Annotated in this window: 18 protein-coding genes; 12 read left to right on the top strand and 6 right to left on the bottom strand. The window is 43.2% G+C overall.

The window, feature by feature from the left end:
- The first annotated feature begins 7 nt into the window (after positions 1-7).
- The 7 genes from NL646_RS05630 (at position 8) to NL646_RS05600 (ending at position 12,300) form a co-directional block, all read left to right on the top strand.
- A complete protein-coding gene (locus NL646_RS05630; RefSeq protein WP_077280450.1) occupies positions 8-2,863 on the top strand; it encodes a formate dehydrogenase subunit alpha in 2,856 nt (951 codons plus the stop codon).
- 11 nt (positions 2,864-2,874) lie between these two features.
- Positions 2,875-3,483 (top strand): formate dehydrogenase FDH3 subunit beta, encoded by a 609-nt coding sequence (gene fdh3B / locus NL646_RS05625; RefSeq protein WP_005453840.1) that lies wholly within the window; start codon positions 2,875-2,877, stop codon positions 3,481-3,483.
- A gap of 14 nt (positions 3,484-3,497) precedes the next feature.
- A complete protein-coding gene (locus tag NL646_RS05620; RefSeq protein ID WP_021449075.1) occupies positions 3,498-4,550 on the top strand; it encodes a formate dehydrogenase subunit gamma in 1,053 nt (350 codons plus the stop codon).
- Positions 4,534-4,950 carry a hypothetical protein gene (locus NL646_RS05615; RefSeq protein WP_253663958.1) on the top strand — a complete coding sequence of 139 codons (417 nt, stop codon included), beginning with the start codon at positions 4,534-4,536 and terminating at the stop codon, positions 4,948-4,950. The genes NL646_RS05620 and NL646_RS05615 overlap by 17 nt, the downstream gene beginning before the upstream one ends.
- A 507-nt stretch (positions 4,951-5,457) precedes the next feature.
- Positions 5,458-9,843 carry an RHS repeat-associated core domain-containing protein gene (locus NL646_RS05610; RefSeq protein ID WP_253663957.1) on the top strand — a complete coding sequence of 1,462 codons (4,386 nt, stop codon included), beginning with the start codon at positions 5,458-5,460 and terminating at the stop codon, positions 9,841-9,843.
- 1 nt (position 9,844) lies between these two features.
- Complete coding sequence (locus tag NL646_RS05605) at positions 9,845-10,732, top strand: immunity 49 family protein (protein ID WP_140263647.1); 888 nt, start codon at positions 9,845-9,847, stop codon at positions 10,730-10,732.
- A gap of 347 nt (positions 10,733-11,079) precedes the next feature.
- On the top strand, positions 11,080-12,300 hold the full coding sequence (locus NL646_RS05600) for an ammonium transporter (protein WP_005495037.1): 1,221 nt from the start codon (positions 11,080-11,082) through the stop codon (positions 12,298-12,300).
- A 72-nt stretch (positions 12,301-12,372) separates the two neighbouring features.
- On the opposite strand, the gene NL646_RS05595 is transcribed toward NL646_RS05600, so the two are convergent.
- Positions 12,373-12,552: a hypothetical protein gene (locus tag NL646_RS05595; RefSeq protein ID WP_021453411.1), complete on the bottom strand. Its 180-nt coding sequence runs from the start codon at positions 12,550-12,552 to the stop codon at positions 12,373-12,375.
- A gap of 120 nt (positions 12,553-12,672) precedes the next feature.
- Between NL646_RS05595 and cobB the strand changes: the two genes are divergently transcribed.
- Positions 12,673-13,398, top strand: a complete 726-nt coding sequence (gene cobB, locus NL646_RS05590; RefSeq protein WP_020840628.1) for a Sir2 family NAD+-dependent deacetylase — start codon at positions 12,673-12,675, stop codon at positions 13,396-13,398.
- A 73-nt stretch (positions 13,399-13,471) separates the two neighbouring features.
- Here cobB and NL646_RS05585 read toward each other — a convergent pair whose 3' ends face one another.
- The 5 genes from NL646_RS05585 to potA form a co-directional block, all read right to left on the bottom strand.
- Positions 13,472-14,509 carry an extracellular solute-binding protein gene (locus NL646_RS05585; RefSeq protein ID WP_005453907.1) on the bottom strand — a complete coding sequence of 346 codons (1,038 nt, stop codon included), beginning with the start codon at positions 14,507-14,509 and terminating at the stop codon, positions 13,472-13,474.
- A gap of 250 nt (positions 14,510-14,759) precedes the next feature.
- A complete protein-coding gene (locus tag NL646_RS05580) occupies positions 14,760-15,791 on the bottom strand; it encodes an extracellular solute-binding protein (RefSeq protein ID WP_017448550.1) in 1,032 nt (343 codons plus the stop codon).
- A 106-nt stretch (positions 15,792-15,897) separates the two neighbouring features.
- Positions 15,898-16,668: a spermidine/putrescine ABC transporter permease PotC gene (gene potC / locus NL646_RS05575; RefSeq protein ID WP_005389180.1), complete on the bottom strand. Its 771-nt coding sequence runs from the start codon at positions 16,666-16,668 to the stop codon at positions 15,898-15,900.
- On the bottom strand, positions 16,668-17,528 hold the full coding sequence (gene potB, locus NL646_RS05570; RefSeq protein WP_005457403.1) for a spermidine/putrescine ABC transporter permease PotB: 861 nt from the start codon (positions 17,526-17,528) through the stop codon (positions 16,668-16,670). Before potB ends, potC begins: the two co-directional genes overlap by 1 nt.
- Positions 17,509-18,702, bottom strand: a complete 1,194-nt coding sequence (potA, locus tag NL646_RS05565) for a spermidine/putrescine ABC transporter ATP-binding protein PotA (protein ID WP_253663956.1) — start codon at positions 18,700-18,702, stop codon at positions 17,509-17,511. The genes potB and potA overlap by 20 nt, the downstream gene beginning before the upstream one ends.
- A 323-nt stretch (positions 18,703-19,025) precedes the next feature.
- Here potA and NL646_RS05560 point away from each other — a divergent pair, with 323 nt between their 5' ends.
- The 4 genes from NL646_RS05560 (at position 19,026) to ttcA (ending at position 22,408) form a co-directional block, all read left to right on the top strand.
- On the top strand, positions 19,026-19,823 hold the full coding sequence (locus tag NL646_RS05560) for a hypothetical protein (RefSeq protein ID WP_253663955.1): 798 nt from the start codon (positions 19,026-19,028) through the stop codon (positions 19,821-19,823).
- Positions 19,816-20,652 (top strand): glucosaminidase domain-containing protein, encoded by an 837-nt coding sequence (locus NL646_RS05555; protein WP_005495027.1) that lies wholly within the window; start codon positions 19,816-19,818, stop codon positions 20,650-20,652. The genes NL646_RS05560 and NL646_RS05555 overlap by 8 nt, the downstream gene beginning before the upstream one ends.
- A 12-nt stretch (positions 20,653-20,664) precedes the next feature.
- A complete protein-coding gene (locus tag NL646_RS05550) occupies positions 20,665-21,324 on the top strand; it encodes a DUF2987 domain-containing protein (RefSeq protein ID WP_253663954.1) in 660 nt (219 codons plus the stop codon).
- Positions 21,325-21,514: 190 nt separating this feature from the next.
- Positions 21,515-22,408, top strand: a complete 894-nt coding sequence (gene ttcA, locus NL646_RS05545) for a tRNA 2-thiocytidine(32) synthetase TtcA (RefSeq protein ID WP_005477636.1) — start codon at positions 21,515-21,517, stop codon at positions 22,406-22,408.
- Positions 22,409-22,448: the final 40 nt, after the last annotated feature.

Raw genomic sequence — 22,448 nt, 5'->3', positions numbered from 1 at the left:
ATAACGGATGAAACTTGTCAAACGCTCCGACAGTGTGAGCAAAGAAACGAACCAGCTTGGCGTATCTCGTCGTGCATTCATGAAAAACACTTCGCTTGCCGCTGGTGGCGCAGTGGTTGGTGCTAGTCTATTCGCACCGGGAATGATGAAAAAGGCGCAAGCAAAATCAGTCGATCCAGAAGCGAAAACAGAAGTAAAACGTACTATCTGTTCTCACTGTTCAGTGGGTTGTGGTATTTACGCAGAAGTTCAAAATGGTGTTTGGACGGGTCAAGAGCCTGCATTCGACCACCCATTTAATGCCGGTGGTCACTGTGCAAAAGGCGCAGCACTGCGTGAACATGGCCATGGTGAGCGCCGTCTTAAATACCCAATGAAGCTTGAAAACGGTAAGTGGAAAAAGCTTTCTTGGGATCAAGCGATCGAAGAAATCGGTAACAAGGTGATGGACATCCGTAAAGAGTCCGGCCCTGATTCGGTTTACTTCTTGGGAAGCGCAAAGCACAGCAACGAACAAGCGTACTTGTTCCGCAAAATGGCATCACTTTGGGGCACTAACAACGTTGACCACCAAGCGCGTATTTGTCACTCAACAACCGTGGCGGGTGTAGCAAACACTTGGGGTTACGGTGCGATGACCAACTCTTTCAATGACATGCACAACTGTAAGTCGATGCTGTTCATTGGTTCAAACCCAGCTGAAGCACACCCAGTAGCGATGCAGCACATTCTGATCGCGAAAGAGAAGAACAACTGTAAGATCGTCGTAGCGGATCCTCGTCGTACACGTACGGCAGCAAAATCGGATCACTATGTATCACTTCGTCCTGGTTCTGACGTAGCATTCATTTGGGGTGTGTTGTGGCACATCTTCGAAAACCAATGGGAAGATAAAGAATTCATCCGTCAACGTGTATTCGGTATGGATGAAATCCGTGCTGAAGTAGCGAAGTGGACGCCAGTAGAAGTTGAGCGTGTAACAGGCGTAAGCGAAGAAGACGTTTACCAAACAGCAAAACTGCTTTCTGAAAATCGCCCAGGCTGTATTGTTTGGTGTATGGGTGGTACTCAGCATACTACTGGTAACAACAACACACGTGCTTACTGTGTGCTTGAGCTAGCGCTTGGTAACATTGGTAAATCAGGCGGCGGCGCAAACATCTTCCGTGGTCACGATAACGTACAAGGCGCAACCGACCTTGGCGTACTTTCTGACACACTACCGGGCTACTACGGCCTTTCTGAAGGTGCTTGGCGTCACTGGTCAAAAGTGTGGGAAATCGATTACGAATGGATTAAAGGTCGTTTCGATGACAACGCTTACGGTGGTCAAAAACCAATGAACAGTGCAGGTATTCCTGTATCTCGTTGGGTGGATGGCGTACTGGAAAACAAAGACAACATTCGTCAACGCGAAAACATCCGTGCAATGTTCTACTGGGGTCACGCAGTGAACTCTCAAACACGTGGTGTTGAGATGAAAAAAGCGATGCAGAAGTTGGACATGATGGTGATTGTGGACCCATACCCAACTGTTGCTGCGGTAATGAACGACCGTACCGACGGCGTTTACTTGCTTCCTGCAACAACGCAGTTTGAAACATACGGCAGTGTTACCGCTTCTAACCGCTCTCTACAATGGCGTGATCAGGTGATTGAACCTTTGTTCGAATCAAAACCAGACCATGAAATCATGTACCTGCTTTCGAAGAAACTGGGCTATTCAGATCTTCTGTTCAAAAACATCCGTGTTGAAAACAACCAGCCGGTGATTGAAGACCTAACGCGTGAATTCAACAAAGGCATGTGGACGATTGGTTACACAGGCCAAAGCCCAGAGCGTTTGAAAGCGCACCAACAAAACTGGCATACGTTCCACAAAACCACATTGGAAGCGGAAGGTGGCCCTGTCAACGGTGAAACCTACGGTCTACCTTGGCCATGTTGGGGTACACCGGAAATGAAACACCCAGGCACACACATTCTATACGATACGTCTAAGACGGTTGCAGAAGGTGGCGGTAACTTCCGTACGCGCTTTGGTGTGGAATTCGAAGGCAAGAGCCTTCTTGCAGAAGACAGTTACTCGAAAGGCTGTGAAATCAAAGACGGTTACCCAGAATTCACTGACAAGTTGTTGAAACAACTTGGTTGGTGGGACGATCTAACGGCTGAAGAGAAAGCGGCAGCAGAGGGTAAAAACTGGAAGACTGACCTTTCTGGCGGTATTCAGCGTGTCGCGATCAAGCACGGTTGTATCCCATTTGGTAACGCGAAAGCGCGTGCGATTGTTTGGACGTTCCCAGACCGCGTACCACTGCATCGTGAACCACTGTACACACCACGTCGTGACCTTGTAACGGATTACCCAACTTGGGATGACAAAGATGCAATCTTCCGTGTTCCTACGTTGTATAAATCAATTCAAGAGCAAGACAAATCGGGCGAGTACCCAATCGTTCTGACTTCTGGCCGTCTGGTTGAATACGAAGGTGGTGGTGAGGAGACGCGTTCAAACCCTTGGCTTGCCGAGCTTCAACAAGAAATGTTTGTTGAAGTGAACCCGAAAGACGCGAACGATCTTGGCTTCAGAGATGGTGATGATGTTTGGGTTGAAGGTGCAGAGAAGGGACGCATCAAAGTGAAAGCGATGGTAACACGTCGTGTGAAACCTGGCTTGGCGTTCATTCCGTTCCACTTTGGCGGTAAGTTCGAAGGTGAAGACCTACGTCCTAAATACCCAGAAGGCACACAACCTTATGTTGTTGGTGAAGCTGCCAACACGGCAACCACTTACGGTTACGACCCTGTTACTTTGATGCAGGAAACCAAAGTAACCCTATGTAACATTCGTAAAGCGTAAGGAGTCTGACAATGGCACGAATGAAATTCCTATGTGACACCAAACGCTGTATCGAGTGTAACGGCTGTGTTACTGCATGTAAGAACGAAAACGACGATGCGCTTGAATGGGGCATCCAACGTCGTCGCGTTGTGACACTTAATGACGGTGAACCGGGTGAAAACTCGATCTCTGTTGCTTGTATGCACTGTACAGATGCGCCTTGTATGGCGGTTTGTCCGGCTGACTGTTTCGAGCATACAGAAGACGGCATCGTTCTTCACAATAAAGATCTGTGCATCGGCTGTGGTTACTGCTTGTTTGCTTGTCCGTTTGGCGCTCCGCAGTTCCCGAAACAAGAAGCGTTCGGTGAACGTGGCAAAATGGACAAATGTACGTTCTGCGCAGGCGGTCCAAACACTGAACCTGGTTCAGAAGAAGAACGCCAAAAATACGGTGCGAACCGTATCGCAGAAGGCAAACTACCGATGTGTGCATCGCTATGTTCAACAAAAGCACTACTTGCGGGTGACGCAGAGAAAGTCTCTGATATTTTCCGTCAACGAGTGGTAGAACGCGGCGCGAAAAACGCAGGTTGGACAGACGGAAACGATCTTTCTTACGATGCGACGAAAAGCTAAGTAAGGAGAGGCACATGTTAAACACTCTTAAACGTGCGTCTCTAGCAATGCTGTCAATGATGACGGCATTGCTGCTGACTTTCGCAATGCCTGCTTCAGCAGAGGAGCAATCTTCTAAAGTGGTTCAACAGGAGATAACGCAACTTGCAGGTGCAGATTATTGGCGTGAAGTCAGAGAGGGGCAAGAAGGTTATACCACGTCTAAATCGCCAGAACATGGCGTATTAATCAGTAAACCTGGTGAGACTTGGTACATTCTAAAAGAGAAATGGATGTCTCCTGCTGGTGCTGTCGCGATTTTCGGCAGTATCGCGATGGTTATCATGGCTTACGTATTTGTTGGCCCTTTGATGCTAAGTAAGCCTCGTACAGGCAAAAAGATGAAGCGCTGGTCTCGCTTGGATCGCGCTCTCCACTGGAGTATGGCGTTTACATTCTTAACGCTTGCATTCAGTGGTTTGATGCTGGTTTACGGTAAGCACTTTTTAAAACCGTATGTTCCTACCGAGTTTTGGGGCTTTATCGTCATGTTGGCGAAGCAGTACCACAACTACATGGGACCACTGTTCTTCATTTTGCTGATGTTTGTACTCTTGAAATGGTGGCGCAAGTCGATTCCAAACATGACAGATATTCGTTGGTTCATGAAAATGGGCGGCATGGTTGGTAAGCACAAAGGAACGCATCCATCGGCAGGGTTCTCAAACGGTGGTGAGAAAGCCATCTACTGGTTGTTGATTTTCTTTGGCGCTATTGTCGCGGTAAGTGGTTTAGTTTTGGATTTCCCAATCTTTGGGCAAACTCGCCGAGATATGGAACTTTCTAACCTAGTTCATGCCATTTCAGCCCTGATTCTGATCTGTGGCTTTATTTTCCACATCTATATCGGTCTATTCGGTATGGAAGGTGCGTTAGAAGGCATGGTGACTGGTGAAGTCGATGAAACATGGGCGAAAGAGCATCACGATCTTTGGTATGAAGAAGTGAAGTCTAAAGAAGCGATGGGCGAAACAGAATCAAAACCAACGACAGAGAAAGGAGCGAAAGCGAATGAACAAACATCATAACGGGATTTGGATTGCGTATATCCTGAGTTGTTTTACCCCGTTTACGTTTTTGATCTCAGGCGTTATCGCAATTATCTATGCGGGTTACCGTTTGGATAAGGGGGAAGACAGCGACGTAGTGATTTCTCATTACTACGGTCTGATTCGTACCTTCTTCCTCTACCTGACGTTTTTTGTGGTGCTGATTGTCACCGTAGCGACCTCTAACGGTGTGCTCGTCGGGGTAAGTGACTATTGGGTGAAAAGTACGTTGATCGAAGACATCGCTTACTTCATCCCTTGGGTCGGAATGGTATTCGCTGCGTTAGCTATTTTTGTCTGGTTCATCCGTATGTTCCAAGGCATGCAGCAACTGCGTAACAATCAACCTCATACTCCCTCTACAGGTCCAAACCTATAATTGAACCTCAACAACATCAAAGCCGCCTTATTTAGGGCGGCTTTTTTATTGCTTCGGTTATGCAATGGAGAGCCAGAAGCTTGTCGTGACACGCTGGACATGAGCATAACGTTCTATAGTTTGAGTCAACTTCTCTTGTGTGAGACACGGTATCTCAGTCATGCGACTATTGTGAATTTTCTTGGTGAATTTTGTTATCTGGGGAGCGAATCAAATTAACAAAAGAAATTGCTCTCTAAAAGGCAAATCGCTGAGACCTCAGTCTCACTCACACTATTGTTCATTTACTCAAGGCATTTTTAGCCGCTAGAGTACGCGACGCTCAGCAATTCTTTTTTAAAGAGCATCAAATTCGCCTTAGTGCATTCAAGTCAAGGAATAGTCGAATTCTGAAAAGGATCCGGCTTTCACACGTTTGCTTTGTATTCTCAGTACCTGCTAGATGAAAACAAAGCAAACTTGTGAAGTCAGTGGTAGGCAATAGGAAAGGACACACTCGTTACAACTATGATTCCTCAATTTGTTATCCCTCTCACCAACTGCCTTGGTCAAAGCTTTCATTTTTCCAGTCAGCCAATCCCAAAAGGTGAACACAAAAAGTTTGACTCAGAACAGAGTGCGAAGGCGTTTCTAGATGACTTCGTACCGCTTAGCTCAAGCCGTGTTGAAGAGTTGTATCATCTACTTGGTCAGTTTCCCCCAAACGTACCGGATGAAGAACTGACACCAGAGCTTTATGCGCCTGTATTTGCAAAAGCACTTGTGAATGGTTCTCTTTATGTCGCTAGTTTCCCTAAAACAAAGAAAAACGCGACAATATCCAGTGAACCAACACCGGTACCTAAGCAAGTAAAAGCAAAGTCTAAGCAGAACAAAGCACATACATCTTCTAAAACCCAAGCTAAGAATTCAGCCTCTGCAAAGCCTTTACATACGGGCAGCGAATGTCATGAAAAAGCGGGAGATCCGGTTTCTCTAGTAACGGGCGAAGAAATATTAACACTCAATGATGTAGAGCTTCCCAATGGCTTCGTTTGGTCAAGAACCTATCGTTCATCCAAAGCTTCCCGAAATCAAGGTCTTGGTTACGGTTGGCGACATGCTTTTCAATTTGAACTGAAAGAAGTCACAGATGAAAAGCACAACGTCACCTCATGGGAATTTATAAGCGATTCTGCAGACGAGATTGAATTTGAACCAGTTGAGCATGGTTCAACAAGTTATCAAGTCTATGTCGGAGCAAGCTGTCATTTCCTAAACCCAAATACACGAATTGTCACTCTCTCTAGTGGTGATCAATATCGTTTTGAGTTGGTAGAAGACATTTGGCTATTAAAACAAATCCGCAATGGAATCTTTTCGACGTTCCAACTTCGTTATTCGAGAAACCATCGTCTAATTGAAGTTGCACATAACAAGCGACCAGTTCTTGAGTGTCAATATGATAAACAAGGGCGCCTTGTTGAATTGTTGAACACAAAGACAGAACAAGTATTAACAACATATATCTATGACGAGCAAGACGATCTTGTTAGTGCGACGAATGATTTGGGTTTGACTGAGCGATATGAGTATCAAGACCAACATTTGATAGCCAAACGTGTTCGACCAACAGGGTTTACGCATCACTTTGAATGGTCGGGAGAAGGCTCGAGTGCTAAGTGCATTAGAAACTTTGGCGACTTAGGTATTTACGATTATCGATTCCATTATGAGGGCGCAAAGTCCTCTTATTCTGACTCTTTAGATAATGAGTGGACTTTCATTCATGATGAGCAAGGTCATCTGCTTGAAAAATCGAGCCCGACAGGAAGAACGTGGCAATGGCACTATGATCATTTAGGGCGTAAAGAGAAAGCGGTATTCCCAGATAACTCGACAACACAGTACCAGTACAATCAGCAAGGCCAATTAATTTCCAAACTGCACTCTTCCGGTGCTCAAATTCAATATGGTTATGACAGCTTAGGTAAGCTTGTAAAAACGGTATCTCCTGATGGTGATCTTGAAAAGGCCTATTACAACAGTCTTGGCCAACGAGTGTGGGATATCGATGCTCTAGGCTGCGTAACGGAGTATGAATACGATAAACATGGTCAAGTCGTAAAGAGAGAGTCTGAAGATGGTAAGAAGAGCCGTTGGTGGTGGGATAAACAACAAAGATTAGTCGCTCATGAAGTAGATGGCACTTTACTTCGCTACAGTTATGGCGCTACCGATTTAGTTAATGGGATTGCGTATCCCGATGGATGTGTTGCCCAGATTTCCTATGATGATTACGGACGCCGCACATCGATAAGATATTTCAACGACGAAGACCAAGTCGGTTACAGTGAAGAGTACGCTTATGACGAGTTTAGTCGTGTTGCACAGATACAGACACCAGAAGGTGTCACGTCTTATCAATGGGGAGCTTTGGCTCAACAAGAAGCGGTAATCTTCCCTGATGGCAGCCATATTTCCTACGAGTACGATCAACAACGTAACCTAACGAAATTAGTTCGAAGTGATGGTCTAGCGTTTGAGTTTTTGTACGACAGTGAAGGTTTACTATCAGGTACCGTTGGATTTGATGGGCTACACAGCCAATTCAAATACGACTCTATGGGAAGAATCATCCGAAAAGATGTTGCAGATAGGACCGTTTTATACCGCTATGACGATGCTGGCTTTCTTCAGCATATTAAAGCGGGAAATGGAAAAAATATTGTTGAGAATCACTTTAACTATACGTTAGGTGGAAGACTGACTTTAGCCTCTAATCGTCATCAAACTCTACAGTATCAATATTCCTCATTTGGACATTTAACTAAGCGTATTCAAGGTCAATTTGAAATCGGTGAAGAGTTTAACCGAGTCGGACAGCGTGTTTCGCAAACCTTACCTGACAAGACGTCACTTAACTTTTCATACGACACCAATGGTAGGCTTTCCGAAATCCGGTTTAGCGATGACTCATTACCAAAAATTGAGTTCCAATATGATGTTATGGGGAGGCTTTCTGTCACTGAAACTGAGAGTTTTAGAGAGAGCAAACTTTATGACGGTGTCGGTCGATTAGTCGAGCAGCAATGGTCAGGTAGAGAAAAAAAATACATATACAATGCACAGAACCGAATCTCTTCAATTTTAGATAATACTGCTGGGGCAACTCACTATCAGTACGATACCCTCGGGCACCTTACAAAGGTTAGTAAAGCCGGTTCGACTTCAACATTTGAATCAGATAGCTTTGGAAATCCTGCTTTGGCTGATTCTAAGGTAATAAGTGACCGCATTGAAGCTTATGCAGGTGTTCGTTACAAATACGACCAACAAGGTAATCAAGTTAAACGAGAAGGCGATGGCACGGTTCAAAAACGTGTGTTTGACGCATTAAATCAACTGGTAGAAGTACATGGTGATTCGAGTATTAGTCACTATGAATATGATGCATTAGGCCGTAGAACAAAGAAAATTACTCAAAATGGTATCACCGAGTTTCTTTGGGAAGGTGAGCGTTTGCTCGGAGAACGCACGGCCGATGGCTTTCGTTGGTACTTATATCAACCAGAAACCTACATCCCATTGGCTGTGTTAGAAAATGGCTCAATTTATTTGTATGAATGTGATCAGGTAGGTAAACCGGAGCGACTAAAAGACAGTGCCGGAAATATCGTTTGGAGTGCAAGTTATGATGTCCATGGATTTGCTTCTATAGACGTTGAAGAGGTGAGAAATCCACTGCGTTCTCAAGGGCAGTACTTCGACCAAGAAACCAACTTACATTACAACCTCGCTCGTTATTACGACCCTAAGCTAGGACGCTTTATCCAACAAGACCCGATATCTATTGCTGGTGGTATTAACCATTACCAATATGCAGTGAACCCTATCCAGTGGATTGACCCAACAGGTTTTCTTTGTGAAGAAGGGCTAAAACGCTTGCAGAAAATGCTGGCAGAGTATCAGGCGCAAAACAACGTTCCCCAAGAGGTTTGCGATCAGATTTTAGAGGCGGCAAAAGAGTCATCTGTCGGAGAAGATGGCGCTCGTTCGCAAGTCAAAATCCGAAAACCCAAAGGTAAAAATCATATTCGATATGAATACGACCTAGACCATATTGATTGCGAGAAAAACGAGATTACTTTTTATCGTCATATCAATCATTCAGATGGCAGCAGACACGAAGTGCAGTATGTTGTTGGGATTGAGGAATTTGTAAATGCGCATGTTTTTGACTCAGAGAAAGTTGGCGGGGAAGAAGGTTGCACGATCTTCACTGAGGATCTTGTGTTGAATAAAGCTGAGTATAAAGAAAACTCAGAACTCAATACGAGTGGTTATGAGCTAACAGAAAGAAACAAAGCAAAAATTGATGAATGTTTGAAAGAGCGTCAAAAGGCAATGGACGCTCGAACTGGCGAAGAGGGATATAACGCTCAAATTGGCAATATTAACCAACAGTCTGCAAAAATTGGTGAGTTGGCCGCGGATGACTTTGTCCGGAGTAAACGTCCTAATGCTAAGCTGCTTCATCCCAAAGATATTGGAACATCAATTTCGAAGCCGGGCGACTTTGATATGGTTTACGAGGTGGAAGAGCCACCACCAGGTGAAATTATCATTGTTGAGGCCAAAGGAGGGAGCAGTCCGCTGGGCACCCGCAAGATTGGAAATATGGCATATCAGCAAGGGACAACGGAATACACTGCAGAAATCACCAACCTAATGTCTGAAAAAAAAGAAGGAACGACTGAAAAAATAGCAGCAAGAAAAATTCAACATGCAGCTTCGTTCGGTATACCTATTCGATATATACATACTCAAGCGAACATCCCTGAAAGTGGGAATGTCACAGATGTAAGAGTAGAAGTGGCAGAATTTAAAATTAATTCCAAAGGACTAATTTAAAATGCAAAGTAAAGTTGTAGAACGCAAAGCAAATCCTGAGTTGAGTGAAAGTGGAGTTTCTTCTGAGAAAGAATTTATCAATAAGATATTAGATCAGCGCAAAGAAGGTCTTAAAATCAGGCGAGAAAACCTAGTTAGTTTTGGTGATTTTGCCATTGAACAGGTTCGCTGGTATACATGGTTTCAAACTTCACATGAAGATGAACAAATTTGTACATTACGTCTTTACGAAACTTCATTAATGGGGGCTTGTTATCATAGACTTGCTATGAATCCCAATGATGAATTAACTATAAAGATTCTCGACTATCCTGAAGTAAAGTGGGATGGGGAAGGTATTTTAAAAACGGGGTGCATAAATCCTAATAGATGGATTGATATTTATTTTATATCGACAATTGTGCGTGATAAACCAAGTTTAGACGCATTGGCAAGCTTTCCTATTTCTCTAATGAAGCAGAGCTCTACCAAAGCGGGTGAGCTGTCTTATATGCTAGTAGACGTCATTCAGTCGTTCCACAACCGTACATCGGATTATCCTGATAAGCTGGTTGCAGCAATGGACGCAGCGGTAGCTCAAGGAGATAACTGGGCGTTGGAAATTGCGATGGGGATCCTAGAAACCTTCGCTGCGCTAACTACTAACATTGGCTATGACTTTGAGGAAGTGCTAGTCAAAAACCTACAGTTCCAAGAGAAATATCATCTTCGAGAATTAGGACCAGATAGGATAGGCATCCGCACTTTCATTAATTTCCCTCTGCTTGGCATGGCTTGTATGTGGTACGACAAAGGTCATCGTTTATCTATTGAAACCGGTTGGCTTCCTCCATATCTCGTTGAAGGACGTTGGCTAGAAGATGTAAAAGCAGGGAAGATCACACGATAAATTATCATTTAGTTAGAAATTTAATGTATGAGCCATCTCTATATGAGGTGGCTTTTTTGCGTTTATGGTCAGAGTTTACTAATTAAACGCGTACATGTTGTGCGCATTATATTGGTGCATAAACCCTACATTGGTGCATTTAAATAGATAAAATCAATACAAATAAATGTTTTTGATTTTATTTAAGGCTTTATAAAACAATGAATTAAATCCTAATTGTTAGAAGAGTAAATTATGGAACGGTAATTGCTGTATTAGACGCTTTGTGAATTTCATTCACCAAATTGGTGATGACTTTAACTTTGATGCACAGGATGAGTGCGCTACAAATAACGGAGATAAACATAATGAGTGTAACTGCCGATCAGGTACATGGCGTTGTACAAACTCTCACACAAAGTTCCGATACACTTTTTCTATTATTGGGTGCCATCATGGTTTTTTTGATGCATGCTGGTTTTGCTTTTCTTGAAGTGGGAACCGTGCGCCAAAAGAACCAAGTAAACGCACTCGTTAAAATTATTGCCGATTTTGGTATTTCTGCGATTGCTTACTTTTTTATTGGTTATTGGGTTGCTTATGGCGGCACGTTCTTTTCTGATGCTCAAACCTTATCTCAAGATAATGGCTACGAGTTGGTTAAGTTCTTTTTCTTACTGACCTTCGCTGCGGCGATTCCTGCTATTGTTTCTGGTGGTATCGCGGAGCGAGCTCGTTTTTATCCGATTCTAATCGCAACATTTTTCACTGTCGGCATAGTATATCCGCTATTTGAAGGAATCATCTGGAATGGAAACTTTGGTGTTCAAGCTTGGTTTGAAAGTACCTTTGGTTATGGTTTTCACGATTTTGCAGGTTCGGTCGTTGTGCACGGCGTTGGTGGATGGATTGCGCTGGTGGCTGTTACTTTTTTAGGGATGCGTAGAGGTCGTATCCGCGCAGGAAAGCATACGAACTTCGCTCCATCTAATATCCCATTTTTGGCACTTGGGGCTTGGATTCTCTGTGTTGGTTGGTTTGGTTTCAACGTTATGTCCGCTCAAACTCTTTCTGGAATCAGTGGCTTAGTGGCGATGAACTCGTTGATGGCAATGGTTGGAGGTATCGTAGCTTCATTACTTGCGGGTAAAAATGACCCTGGCTTTATTCACAATGGCCCTTTGGCCGGTTTGGTTGCGGTTTGCGCGGGGTCAGATTTAATGCATCCGCTTGGTGCATTAGTGACAGGTGCTGTTGCCGGGGTTTTGTTTGTGTATCTGTTTACATACCTGCAAAACCGAACCAAAATCGATGACGTACTGGGTGTGTGGCCTTTGCATGGAGTATGTGGTGCTTGGGGCGGGATCGCTGCAGGAGTTTTTGGTCAAAGTGGATTTGGTGGAATGGGCGGTGTTAGCTTCGCGGTTCAAGTTTTAGGGACATTTCTTGGCATTTCCATTGCGGTTTTAGGTGCTCTTGTGGTCTATGGCGCAATCAACGCTCTAACAGGTTTAAGGCTCTCAGAAGAAGACGAGTTTAATGGTGCGGATTTAGCGATTCATAAAATATCGTCTACTAACGAAGATTAAATTAATCGAAAAAAGAGCGGCATCAAACCGCTCTTTTTAAACTATTTGCTTCAAACCGATATACAAGCCGTTTTAGCAGTTGCCTTTTTTAGCTTGACCAGGAGGGCAAAAGCCACCATTGCCGTGCGGCCCATGACTATCATCATTTGTGCTGACTTTTACTTTTACGTCGTCAATTTCACCTTCCACATTTGTCAGCTGACAGCCTGCTAAAGTCGTAAGTAATATAAGCGCCAGAGATACTTGTCTCATTGCGATTCCTCTCAAAATGTAATTCTAATAGTGACCATTACGACCATGGTCTAATCCATACTACTACAGTTGCTATTCTTTCAGTGTTAAGCTAATGAAAAAGAACAACAAGGATAAGTTATGAATTTCCCTTATAGAAATATTGTAGTACTTACTGGAGCAGGTATCTCGGCTGAATCTGGTATTCAAACATTTCGAGCCCAAGATGGCCTGTGGGAGAATCACCGAATTGAAGATGTAGCAACACCTGAAGGTTTTGCTCGAGATCCAGACCTTGTTCAGAGTTTTTATAATCAACGCCGTCAAAAGCTTCAGGATGAAGCGATCAAACCGAATGCTGCGCATCTTGCTCTTGGCCGTCTTGAAGCGGAATTAAAGGGAAAGGTGACGGTTATTACGCAAAATATTGATAACTTGCATGAAAGAGGTGGCAGCCAAAATGTGATTCACATGCATGGTGAGTTACTTAAGGCGCGATGTAGTGAATCTAACCAAGTTATTGAACATACCGAAGATATAAAAACTGGTGAGCTTTGCCATTGTTGTCAGATCCCATCACAAATGCGCCCACACATTGTGTGGTTTGGCGAAATGCCACTGAGAATGGGAGAGATATACGCAGCACTGGAAGAAGCTGATTTGTTTGTCTCTATCGGTACTTCGGGCGTCGTCTATCCGGCCGCTGGGTTTGTGCATGATGCTAAAATGCATGGCGCTCATACTATAGAAATTAACCTTGAGCCAAGTGCGGTTGAAAGTGAATTTGAAGAAAAACGCTATGGTAAAGCAAGCGTTGAAGTACCGAAGCTTGTTGATGAAATTCTTGCTTTGGACACGAAAGCATAAAAACTTAAACCCAACTATCAGATACAAAAAAGCGGCTCATGAGCCGCTTTTTCACATCTTTAAAACTAACGAATTAGTTGTTTACTTTTAGCTTTTGGAAGTACTCATCGTACATTACGCTCGCTTCGCCAACTTCATCTTGCCATGTACCGCTGTCCATTACTTCTTGCGGAGGGAAGATGCTTGGGTCGTTAGCAAACTCTTTTGGTAGCAGTTCATGTGCCGTCTTAACTGGAGTAGGGTAACCAATCTCTAGTGCAATCTTAGCTGCGTTCTCAGGGCGTAGTAGGAAGTCGATCATCTTATGAGCAGCATCTACGTTTTTCGCGCCAGCTGGAATTGCTAAGCTGTCCATCCAGAAAATGGTGCCTTTTTCAGGCCAGATGATGTCGATATTCGCACCTTCTTGACGAGCCATGTAAGCAGAGCCGTTCCAAAGCATACCAAGAGACACTTCACCTGCAAGGTAAGGGTTTGCAGGGAAATCAGAGTTGAATACCAATACGTTTGGCATTAGCTTTTTCAGCTCTTCATAAGCAGCTTTGATTTCATCTGGGTTCGTTGTATTTGGCGAGTAACCAAGCTTTGTTAATGCAATGTGGAAGACTTCACGAGAGTCATCCATCAGCATTAGTTGGCCTTCCCACTTGCTATCCCAGAAATCGTCCCATTTAGAAACAGACGATTTATCTAGCATATCTGCGTTGATACCAATGCCCGTCGCACCCCAAATGTAAGGGATAGAGTAGTTGTTGTTTGGATCAAATGGTTTATCTAGGAAGTTGGTGTCAAGATCGCTAAAGTGAGAAAGTTTCTTTTTGTCGATCTCTTGCAGCATACCTTCTTTACGCATTTTAGAAACGAAGTAGGTAGACGGTACTACCAAATCGTAACCAGAACCTTGCGTTTTTAGCTTCGCGTACATACTTTCGTTAGATTCGTATGTAGAGTAGATAACTTTGATGCCAGTTTCTTTTGTAAAGTCTTCAAGAACTTCGTTTGGAATGTATTCCGACCAGTTGTAGAAATACAGTTCTTGATCAGCCGCCATTGCAGGGGTAGCGATTAGCGTCGCTGCACATAGAGCGCTTGCGTAGAATTTACTTTTCATTTGTTTTCCGTTTTGTTTAGCGATTGGACAAATCAATACTAGTCGCAGTTATTAAGTTGAGCCAAATCGCAATAAGCACAATCCCGTTTATTTAAATCAATTTATACCGAGCCTTTTTAGAGAAGCGATAATTCTGTGAAACTGAGCTAAATAAACCTAGCAACGCATAATTATATCAGTCAATTACAAAAATAGGCAGCGTATCGCTGCCTATTTTCAGTTAGTCGATGCCTTAGTAGGCAAGATCAGATTATTGACCCGCTTTCAGCTTCAAGAAGTAGTCTTCATATTTCACTGTCATATCACCAACCGAGTCTTGCCATTCAACACGGTCAAGATCTTCTTGAGAAGGGAACAGCGGTGCTACGTCTTTAAACTTCGAGTTTGATTCTGTAACGGCGGTTAGGTAGCCAGTGTCACGAGAAATTTGCTCTGCGATTTCAGGGCGTAGTAGGAAGTCGATCATTTTGTGCGCTGCTTCTACGTTTTTCGCGCCAGAAGAGATTGCGAAGTTATCAACCCAGCCAATACCGCCTTCTTTAGGGAAGACTAGCTTAAGGTTTAGGCCTTCGTTTTGCGCCGCAGCCGCACTGCCGTTCCAAAGCATACCAACGCCAACTTCGCCAGACATGTATGGTGCACCCGGGTTATCAGAGTTAAATACTAAAACGTTTGGCATCAGCTTTTGCAATTCAGCGTATGCTTCGTCGATTTGCTTTGGATCTGTAGAGTTACCTGAGTAACCCAATTTACGTAGGGCAATGTGGAATACTTCACGAGTATCGTCCATTAGCATTACTTGACCTTCAAGCTCAGGCTTCCATAGGTCTGCCCAGCTTTGGAAGTCGTTTGGATCGTACATATCAGCGTTAACTGCTAGACCTGTAATCGCAACAACGTGTGGAATAGAGTAGTCGTTATTTGGATCGTAAGGCTTATCTAGGTAGTTCTTATCTAGGTTGCCGAAGTTTTTCAGCTTAGTCTTATCGATCTTTTGTAGCATACCTTCATCGCGCATTTTTGCTACGAAGTAAGTTGAAGGTACGACTAGGTCATAACCTTGGTTATGAGTTTTTAGCTTTGCGTACAAAGTTTCGTTCGACTCGTAAGTCGAGTAGATCACTTTGATACCTGTTTCTTTAGTAAATTGCTCTAGGATATTACTGTTGATGTAAGGACCCCAGTTCATAAATACCAATTCTTTATCGTCCGCTGCCGCTGAACCTGAGAACAGAGAAAGCGCACATGCACTACCAGCTAATAGAGTAGCCCATTTTTTCATTGACGTTAGCTCCAAACCAAACGTTGTCCAAATCATTTTGGACGGTAGATAGAAAAACAGAATGGCATGTAACCATTCTGTTTCGTGATGTTAACGGATGCGGATTTTACTTTACTTTTTCTCTTGCTAGCAACTGAGAAATTACTACAAGAACCAAAGATACAATCAACATGACCGTTGCTAAGGCATTCACTTCCGGTGAAATACCCACCTTAACCATCGAGTAAATTTTCAATGGTAGGATTTCGTATGTTGGGCCTGTTACAAACGAGCTGATAATTACGTCGTCTAAAGACAGAGTAAAGCTTAGTAACCAACCTGCAGCAACCGCTGGCTTCGCAAGAGGAAGGATGATCTGTTTTAAGATAACCCATTCACTTGCACCAAGGTCTTTTGCTGCTTCCAACATTTTCACATCAAAGCCGTTCAAGCGGCTGTAAACGGTTACCACAACAAACGGTAAACAGAATGTGATGTGTGCAATCAATAGAGTAAAGAAACCAAGCTGCGCGCCTAAAACTAAAAACAGCGCCAACAATGAAATTGCCATCACGATGTCTGGTGACATCATTACAACAAACAGCATGCCGTTTACCGCACCTTTACCTTTAAAGGAGTAACGGAATAGGGCAACGGCCGTCAAACTACCAATAATAGTAGCAGCTGTTGCAGAAAACACCGCGACATTAAGTGAATGCCACGCTGCTTGCATAAGGCTGTCATTGTTAACTAGGGTTTCGTACCATTTGGTTGTAAACCCGCCCCATTTCATACCAAATTTGTTGGCATTAAATGAGTTTACGATCAATACGATGATTGGTAGATACAAAAATGCATATACCAGCGCCATAAAGCTAAATCTAACTGTACGTCCCATTAGTCTAGCTCCACCTTCTTATTCAATAGTTTGCCTGCTCTGTAGTAGGCGTACAGCATGATTGCCATTGCAATAGTAAGTGCGATACTGGTTGCCGCACCGAATGGCCAATCACGAGCGTTTAATACTTGGCTCTTAATTACGTTACCAATTAATAGGTTCTTCGCTCCGCCTAGAAGGTCGGAGATGTAGAACATACCTAACGCAGGAAGAAGTACCAACAAACAACCACCAATAATGCCAGGCATCGTTAACGGCAAGATCACTTTTGTGATGGTTTGCAGTTTGCTTGCGCCTAAGTCTTTTGCAGCCTCAATGTAGGTGTTGTCTAGCTTCTCGATTGCCGAATACAGAGGCAGAATCATAAACGGAAGCAAAATGTAGACAAGACCAATCATTACCGCTGTTTCGGTATACATAAGACGCAATGGCTTATCGATAATATCCATTGCCATTAATGACTTGTTCAAGATGCCCTGTGTGCCAAGAACAATCTTCAAACCGTAAGTACGGATAAGTGAGTTTGTCCAAAATGGTACAATCACAAGAAACAGCATAAACGGGCGCCATTTCTCAGGCATTTTCGCCACGATATAAGCAAATGGGTAGCCGATGATTAAACACAACAACGTCGCAATGATTGCCATGTAGAAAGAGTGCATCAGCACTTTTGCGTACAATGGATCAAGTAAGCGAAGGTAGTTGTCGAAAGTAAAAGTCAGTTCAATTAAGTTCGCTTCATCACGCGTTAAAAAACTTGTACCGATAATCATTAGGTTTGGAACCAACACGAAAAGTGTTAGCCAACCAACAATTAGGGTAATGATTGCGTTCTGAAGATTAATCTTCTTGCTTATCATTGAGTACTACCTCCCAGCTCTCAACCCAAGTGATAGCGACTTTTTGGCCGAGAGAGTGGTCCACATCTGGATCATCTTCGTTAAAGAACTCGCTAACCATCACGCGCATGCCTGAGTCCAGTTGGACAACAGAGTCTAGCGTCATACCTTTATAGGTACGTTCAGTGACGTGACCAACAATGCCTTTTTCTTCAGACTCTTTGATCTCTTCGATACGTAAGTCTTCAGGGCGAAGCAGCACTTGTAGTTTGTCACCTGCTTGTGCTTCTTTGTCGTAGTAAACGACGGACTCAACACCTTCGATTTCCGCACGGATGCGTTTTTCATCAATGCGTTCAAGCATTGTTGCGCTGAAGACATTAATCTCGCCGATAAAGCGAGCAACAAACAAGTTTTTAGGTTCTTCGTAAATTTCACGTGGTGAGCCATCTTGTTCGATAACACCATCGCGCATAACGATAATGCGGTCAGACATCGATAGAGCTTCTTCCTGATCGTGAGTAACAAAGATAAAGGTAATACCAAGTTGACGCTGAAGTTGTTTCAACTCAATCTGCATTTGTTTACGAAGTTTGTAATCAAGAGCAGAAAGCGATTCATCAAGTAGCAGTACTTTTGGCTTATTTACAACCGCACGCGCGATCGCGATACGTTGTTGCTGACCACCAGAAAGTTGGTGTGGCTTACGCTGCGCCATTTTTTCTAGACGGACCATACGTAGCGCTTCCATTACGCGTGGTTCGATTTCTGCCGCAGGCGTTTTTTGCATGCGTAGGCCAAATGCCACATTTTCGAATACGGTCATGTGAGGGAATAATGCGTAACTCTGAAATACCGTGTTGACGTGCCTATGCTCTGCAGGAACTTGCGTTACATCTTGGTCATCTAATACGATTTGACCGTTATCTGCCGTTTCAAAACCAGCGATCATGCGTAAAACCGTCGTTTTACCACAACCAGATGGACCAAGAATCGTCAGAAACTCACCATGATTAACATCAAGATTTAAATTACCGATGATTTCCTTTCCATCGAAACTTTTGCTGATACCAGATAAACGAATAACTGGCTTTCCTGCTTGCTGTTTAGCGTTCAACGTCTGTATTTCTCCCACGTTAAAATTGGGTTTACGCCAATTAGTGTGACATAAGTCATTCACTTTTGAGGCGCGCATCATAATCACCAAAATTGTGAAATTAAAGCATTTTCTTATCTTGAAACAGAAAAAATTTTGCAGGCAAAAGTAATCATTCCTTACCATACTGTTTTTAAGAGGTTATTTGCCTTTTAAACACAGTTTGGTAGGGCTTTGTCATTAGCAACAATTGCTTTCAATTTCATAGTTTTGTGAGTGGTCAATTATCAACCAAATAGTAGATATTGCAAGGATAGAACGTCAGTTCTGATTTTAGACGTGGAAAGATTTCTTTATAATGTTGGCCACTTTAATTGACTGGTATACCAGTAAAAAATTCACAAGTTAATCTTGGATAATATATGAATAACGATTTTGAAAAAGATTTCAATCTTGGGGGGAGTGTAGAGCGAGCTTTGTCTGGCGACTACGAACTAAAAGCGAGTGCTGTATTTAGTGAAGCTTGGCGCGCAACCATTCAACACTTTTTATCGTTCTCACCAGCGATTATTCTTTTGCTTTTTGTCCAGTTGGGGATTTTCTACATTGCACTTCAACTTCAATTGGGCGACCCAAGTGTCATTCTCGAGGCGATAGAAAATCCGGAAGTATTCACCGCTAATATCGTTTCTGCTATTTATATCGCTAACTTTAGTTATGAAGTGATCAGCGCACCAATTTATGCTGGGATCAGTTTGATGGCGATGAGTCACGTAGCAGGGCTAAAAACCAAAGTTCGTCATGTCGGTAAAGGTCTGCAATTTACCGTCCCTGTTATTATTGCAACGCTGTTCAGTTTAACGTTGCAAGGTGTCGCGGGAATGATCCTTCCACCGCTTTCATTATATTTAGCAATGGCGTTTAGTCACTCTATCTTACTGATTTGCGAGAAAAGAGTGCCACCTATGCAATCGTTATTATTATCACTACGTGCGATCAATAAGAAGATTTTTGTTGTGGCAGGGCTTTACATGGGCGTTATGTTGATGTTTATTGTTGCGGCTATGTTCTACGGTATTGGCTTTATTTTTGTCTTGCCATTCTTCTTCCATTTGAAGGGCATCCTTTATCGAGAAATGTTTGGCATCAAACTTAAGATCGTAGCAACACAAAAAAATGATAACGATCACGATGGTAAATCTCAGGTGTTTAATGCCTAAATCTTTAAAATTAATGACTTTACGAGTGGCGGCTGCCTGTATAGCCGCCACTTTTATTTCGGTAGGTCCATATTTGCATTACGACCGCCAGTTCAAAAGCGCGAATGATCCTAATGTTGTTCAAGGTCCGGTGAAACATCCTGATTTGTCGCACTTGCCCTACATTGGGGACATTCCAGACTTTAACTCTATCAAAGACGCCAAAGAAAAAAAGGCGGCATTTTTCGATTTCTTACGGCCTAAAATCGCACTAGAAAATCACAGGATTGAAAAAGAACGTGCTTTTCTAAGCTCTCTTGAGATTGGAGAAGTGTCGCCGGACGAAGAAGCTTACGCAGAAAGATTAGCGCAGTTATATGGGTTTCCTCTTCATGATGGTCATGTTGATGAAGCTTGGCTGACTGAAATGTTAAAGCGAGTCAATGTTTTACCAGAAGCATTAGTGCTAACTCAAGCTGCCAATGAATCCGCGTGGGGTACTTCTCGTTTTGCTACTCAAGCAAACAACTTGTTCGGCCAATGGTGTTATAAACAGGGTTGCGGAATTGTGCCTGCTCAGCGTGCTGCAGGAAAAACTCACGAAGTTCAAAAATTCGATTCAGTTCAGCAGTCAATTCATGGCTACTTTATGAATGTGAATCGCAATCCAGCTTACGCTGACTTACGTGATATCCGAGCTATGTTGGCAGATAAGCACAAAAACTTGTTATCCGTGGCGACAGCATCAGAACTCACTCATGGACTGTTGTCTTACTCAGAGAGGGGCATTGCATACGTTAATGACTTACGCTCGATGATTCGTCACAATAACGCCTACTGGACTCAATAAAATAATAATCGAATGAAAAAGTTAAGCTTAATTTTAGGAAGTGCAGCACTCTTGCTCTCGTCACCGATAACGCATGCTCAAGAGTATATGTTTACGTATTCCAAACTGTATACTCAGTTAAAAAATAACACTAAAGAAGGGCATGATGACGTTAAAGTCGGTGTGTTCTTCGTCGATGCCAGAACTAAGCAGCTGTGTACGATTGAAAAAGCGTGGATGGAAAAGGAAGAACACTACGAAGAGTTTGTGATTCCAGCGTCGAAAGAGCTGCCATTACCGATCGACAAAAATCTAAAATCCGCAAATCCTTTGGTATTCGTACATACCCCTAAAGATAGCCGATGTGATTATTCTTTAGTTGTTATGACGAAAGAGCCGTTACAGGGTAGCGTTTCTTACGAGCAACTGAAGCCATTAATGCCTCAAATGCAAAGCATGTTAGAGGATTTAGGGGGGATGTTTGCTGGATGGTTCACACCTGAAGTGCAGGGCGTCACAATGGAGTTTGACAACGAACTGAACGGTAAGATCGTTTTTTCAAATGGACAAGAGAAGGCGATTGTTAACGGTAAAGTGCAGGTTGCTTTGAGTGAAATTGGCGAAGGTGGAACAATAACGTTACCGGAACCAACGATGAGAGTGCTTCCTTATTTGCCCCAAGCAAAGAAATAGCACTATCTTCACGAAAGAGCCGCATTCGCGGTTCTTTTTCTATTCTATGATGATAATTCAGCGCACTTATTTTCTTATCCTTCAATACAAACATTTAATCCTGCTGCAAAAGCCCGTATAATCCACGCCCCAAAGAAACCCATGTTAGGAAGTCCTACTGTCGATTTTATCGGCGATGTGAGAGCCCGCAATGAACCAGAAAGATACAAGAAAAGAAACCCTTGAATTCAACAAGCTTCAAAAACGTTTGAGAAGAAATGTTGGAAATGCCATTACAGATTACAACATGATCGAAGAAGGCGATGTTGTCATGGCATGCATAAGCGGTGGTAAAGACTCATTTGCGATGCTCGATATCCTGTTGAATCTACAAAAAGCGGCACCAATCAAATTTGAAGTGGTTGCTGTTAACCTAGACCAAAAACAACCTGGTTTCCCAGAGCATATTTTGCCTGAGTATTTTGAGACGCTGAATATTCCTTACTACATCGTAGATAAAGACACATACTCAGTAGTTAAAGAAAAAGTGCCAGAAGGTAAGACAACGTGTGGTCTATGTTCTCGTCTACGTCGTGGTACGCTTTATTCATTTGCTGAGAAAATCGGCGCAACAAAACTTGCACTTGGTCATCATATGGATGACATCGTAGAAACGATGTTCTTGAACATGTTCCATGGTTCTCGTTTGAAGGCAATGCCACCAAAACTACGCTCTGATGATGGTCGTAACGTGGTTATTCGTCCGCTGACTTACTGCCGCGAAAAAGACCTGATCAAATACGCAGAGCACAAAGATTTCCCAATAATTCCTTGTAACCTATGCGGTTCTCAAGAGAACTTGCAGCGCCAAGCAATCAAGGCAATGCTGATTGATTGGGATAAGAAGACGCCAGGACGCGTAGAAGCGATTTTCAAATCAATTCAAAACGTAAGCCCAAGCCAATTGGCAGACCGTGAGTTGTTTGATTTTGTGAACTTGCCGCTAGATCGTGACGGTAGCCGCGAAGAGTATGAGTTTAGTGAAGCAGTCGTTTCTTCAACTAACATCGATGAATCTCTATTCATCGATGTAACGAACATCTAGTAAATAGGAGGCAACGATGCCTCCTATTTTGTACTTGCTG

Origin of the sequence: Vibrio sp. Y20_XG_PY13, assembly GCF_024181925.1 — a bacterium.
Taxonomy (GTDB): Bacteria; Pseudomonadota; Gammaproteobacteria; order Enterobacterales; family Vibrionaceae; genus Vibrio; species Vibrio parahaemolyticus.
The sequence above is the reverse complement of the archived record's forward strand: the minus strand, read 5'-3'. Positions and strand labels throughout refer to the sequence as shown.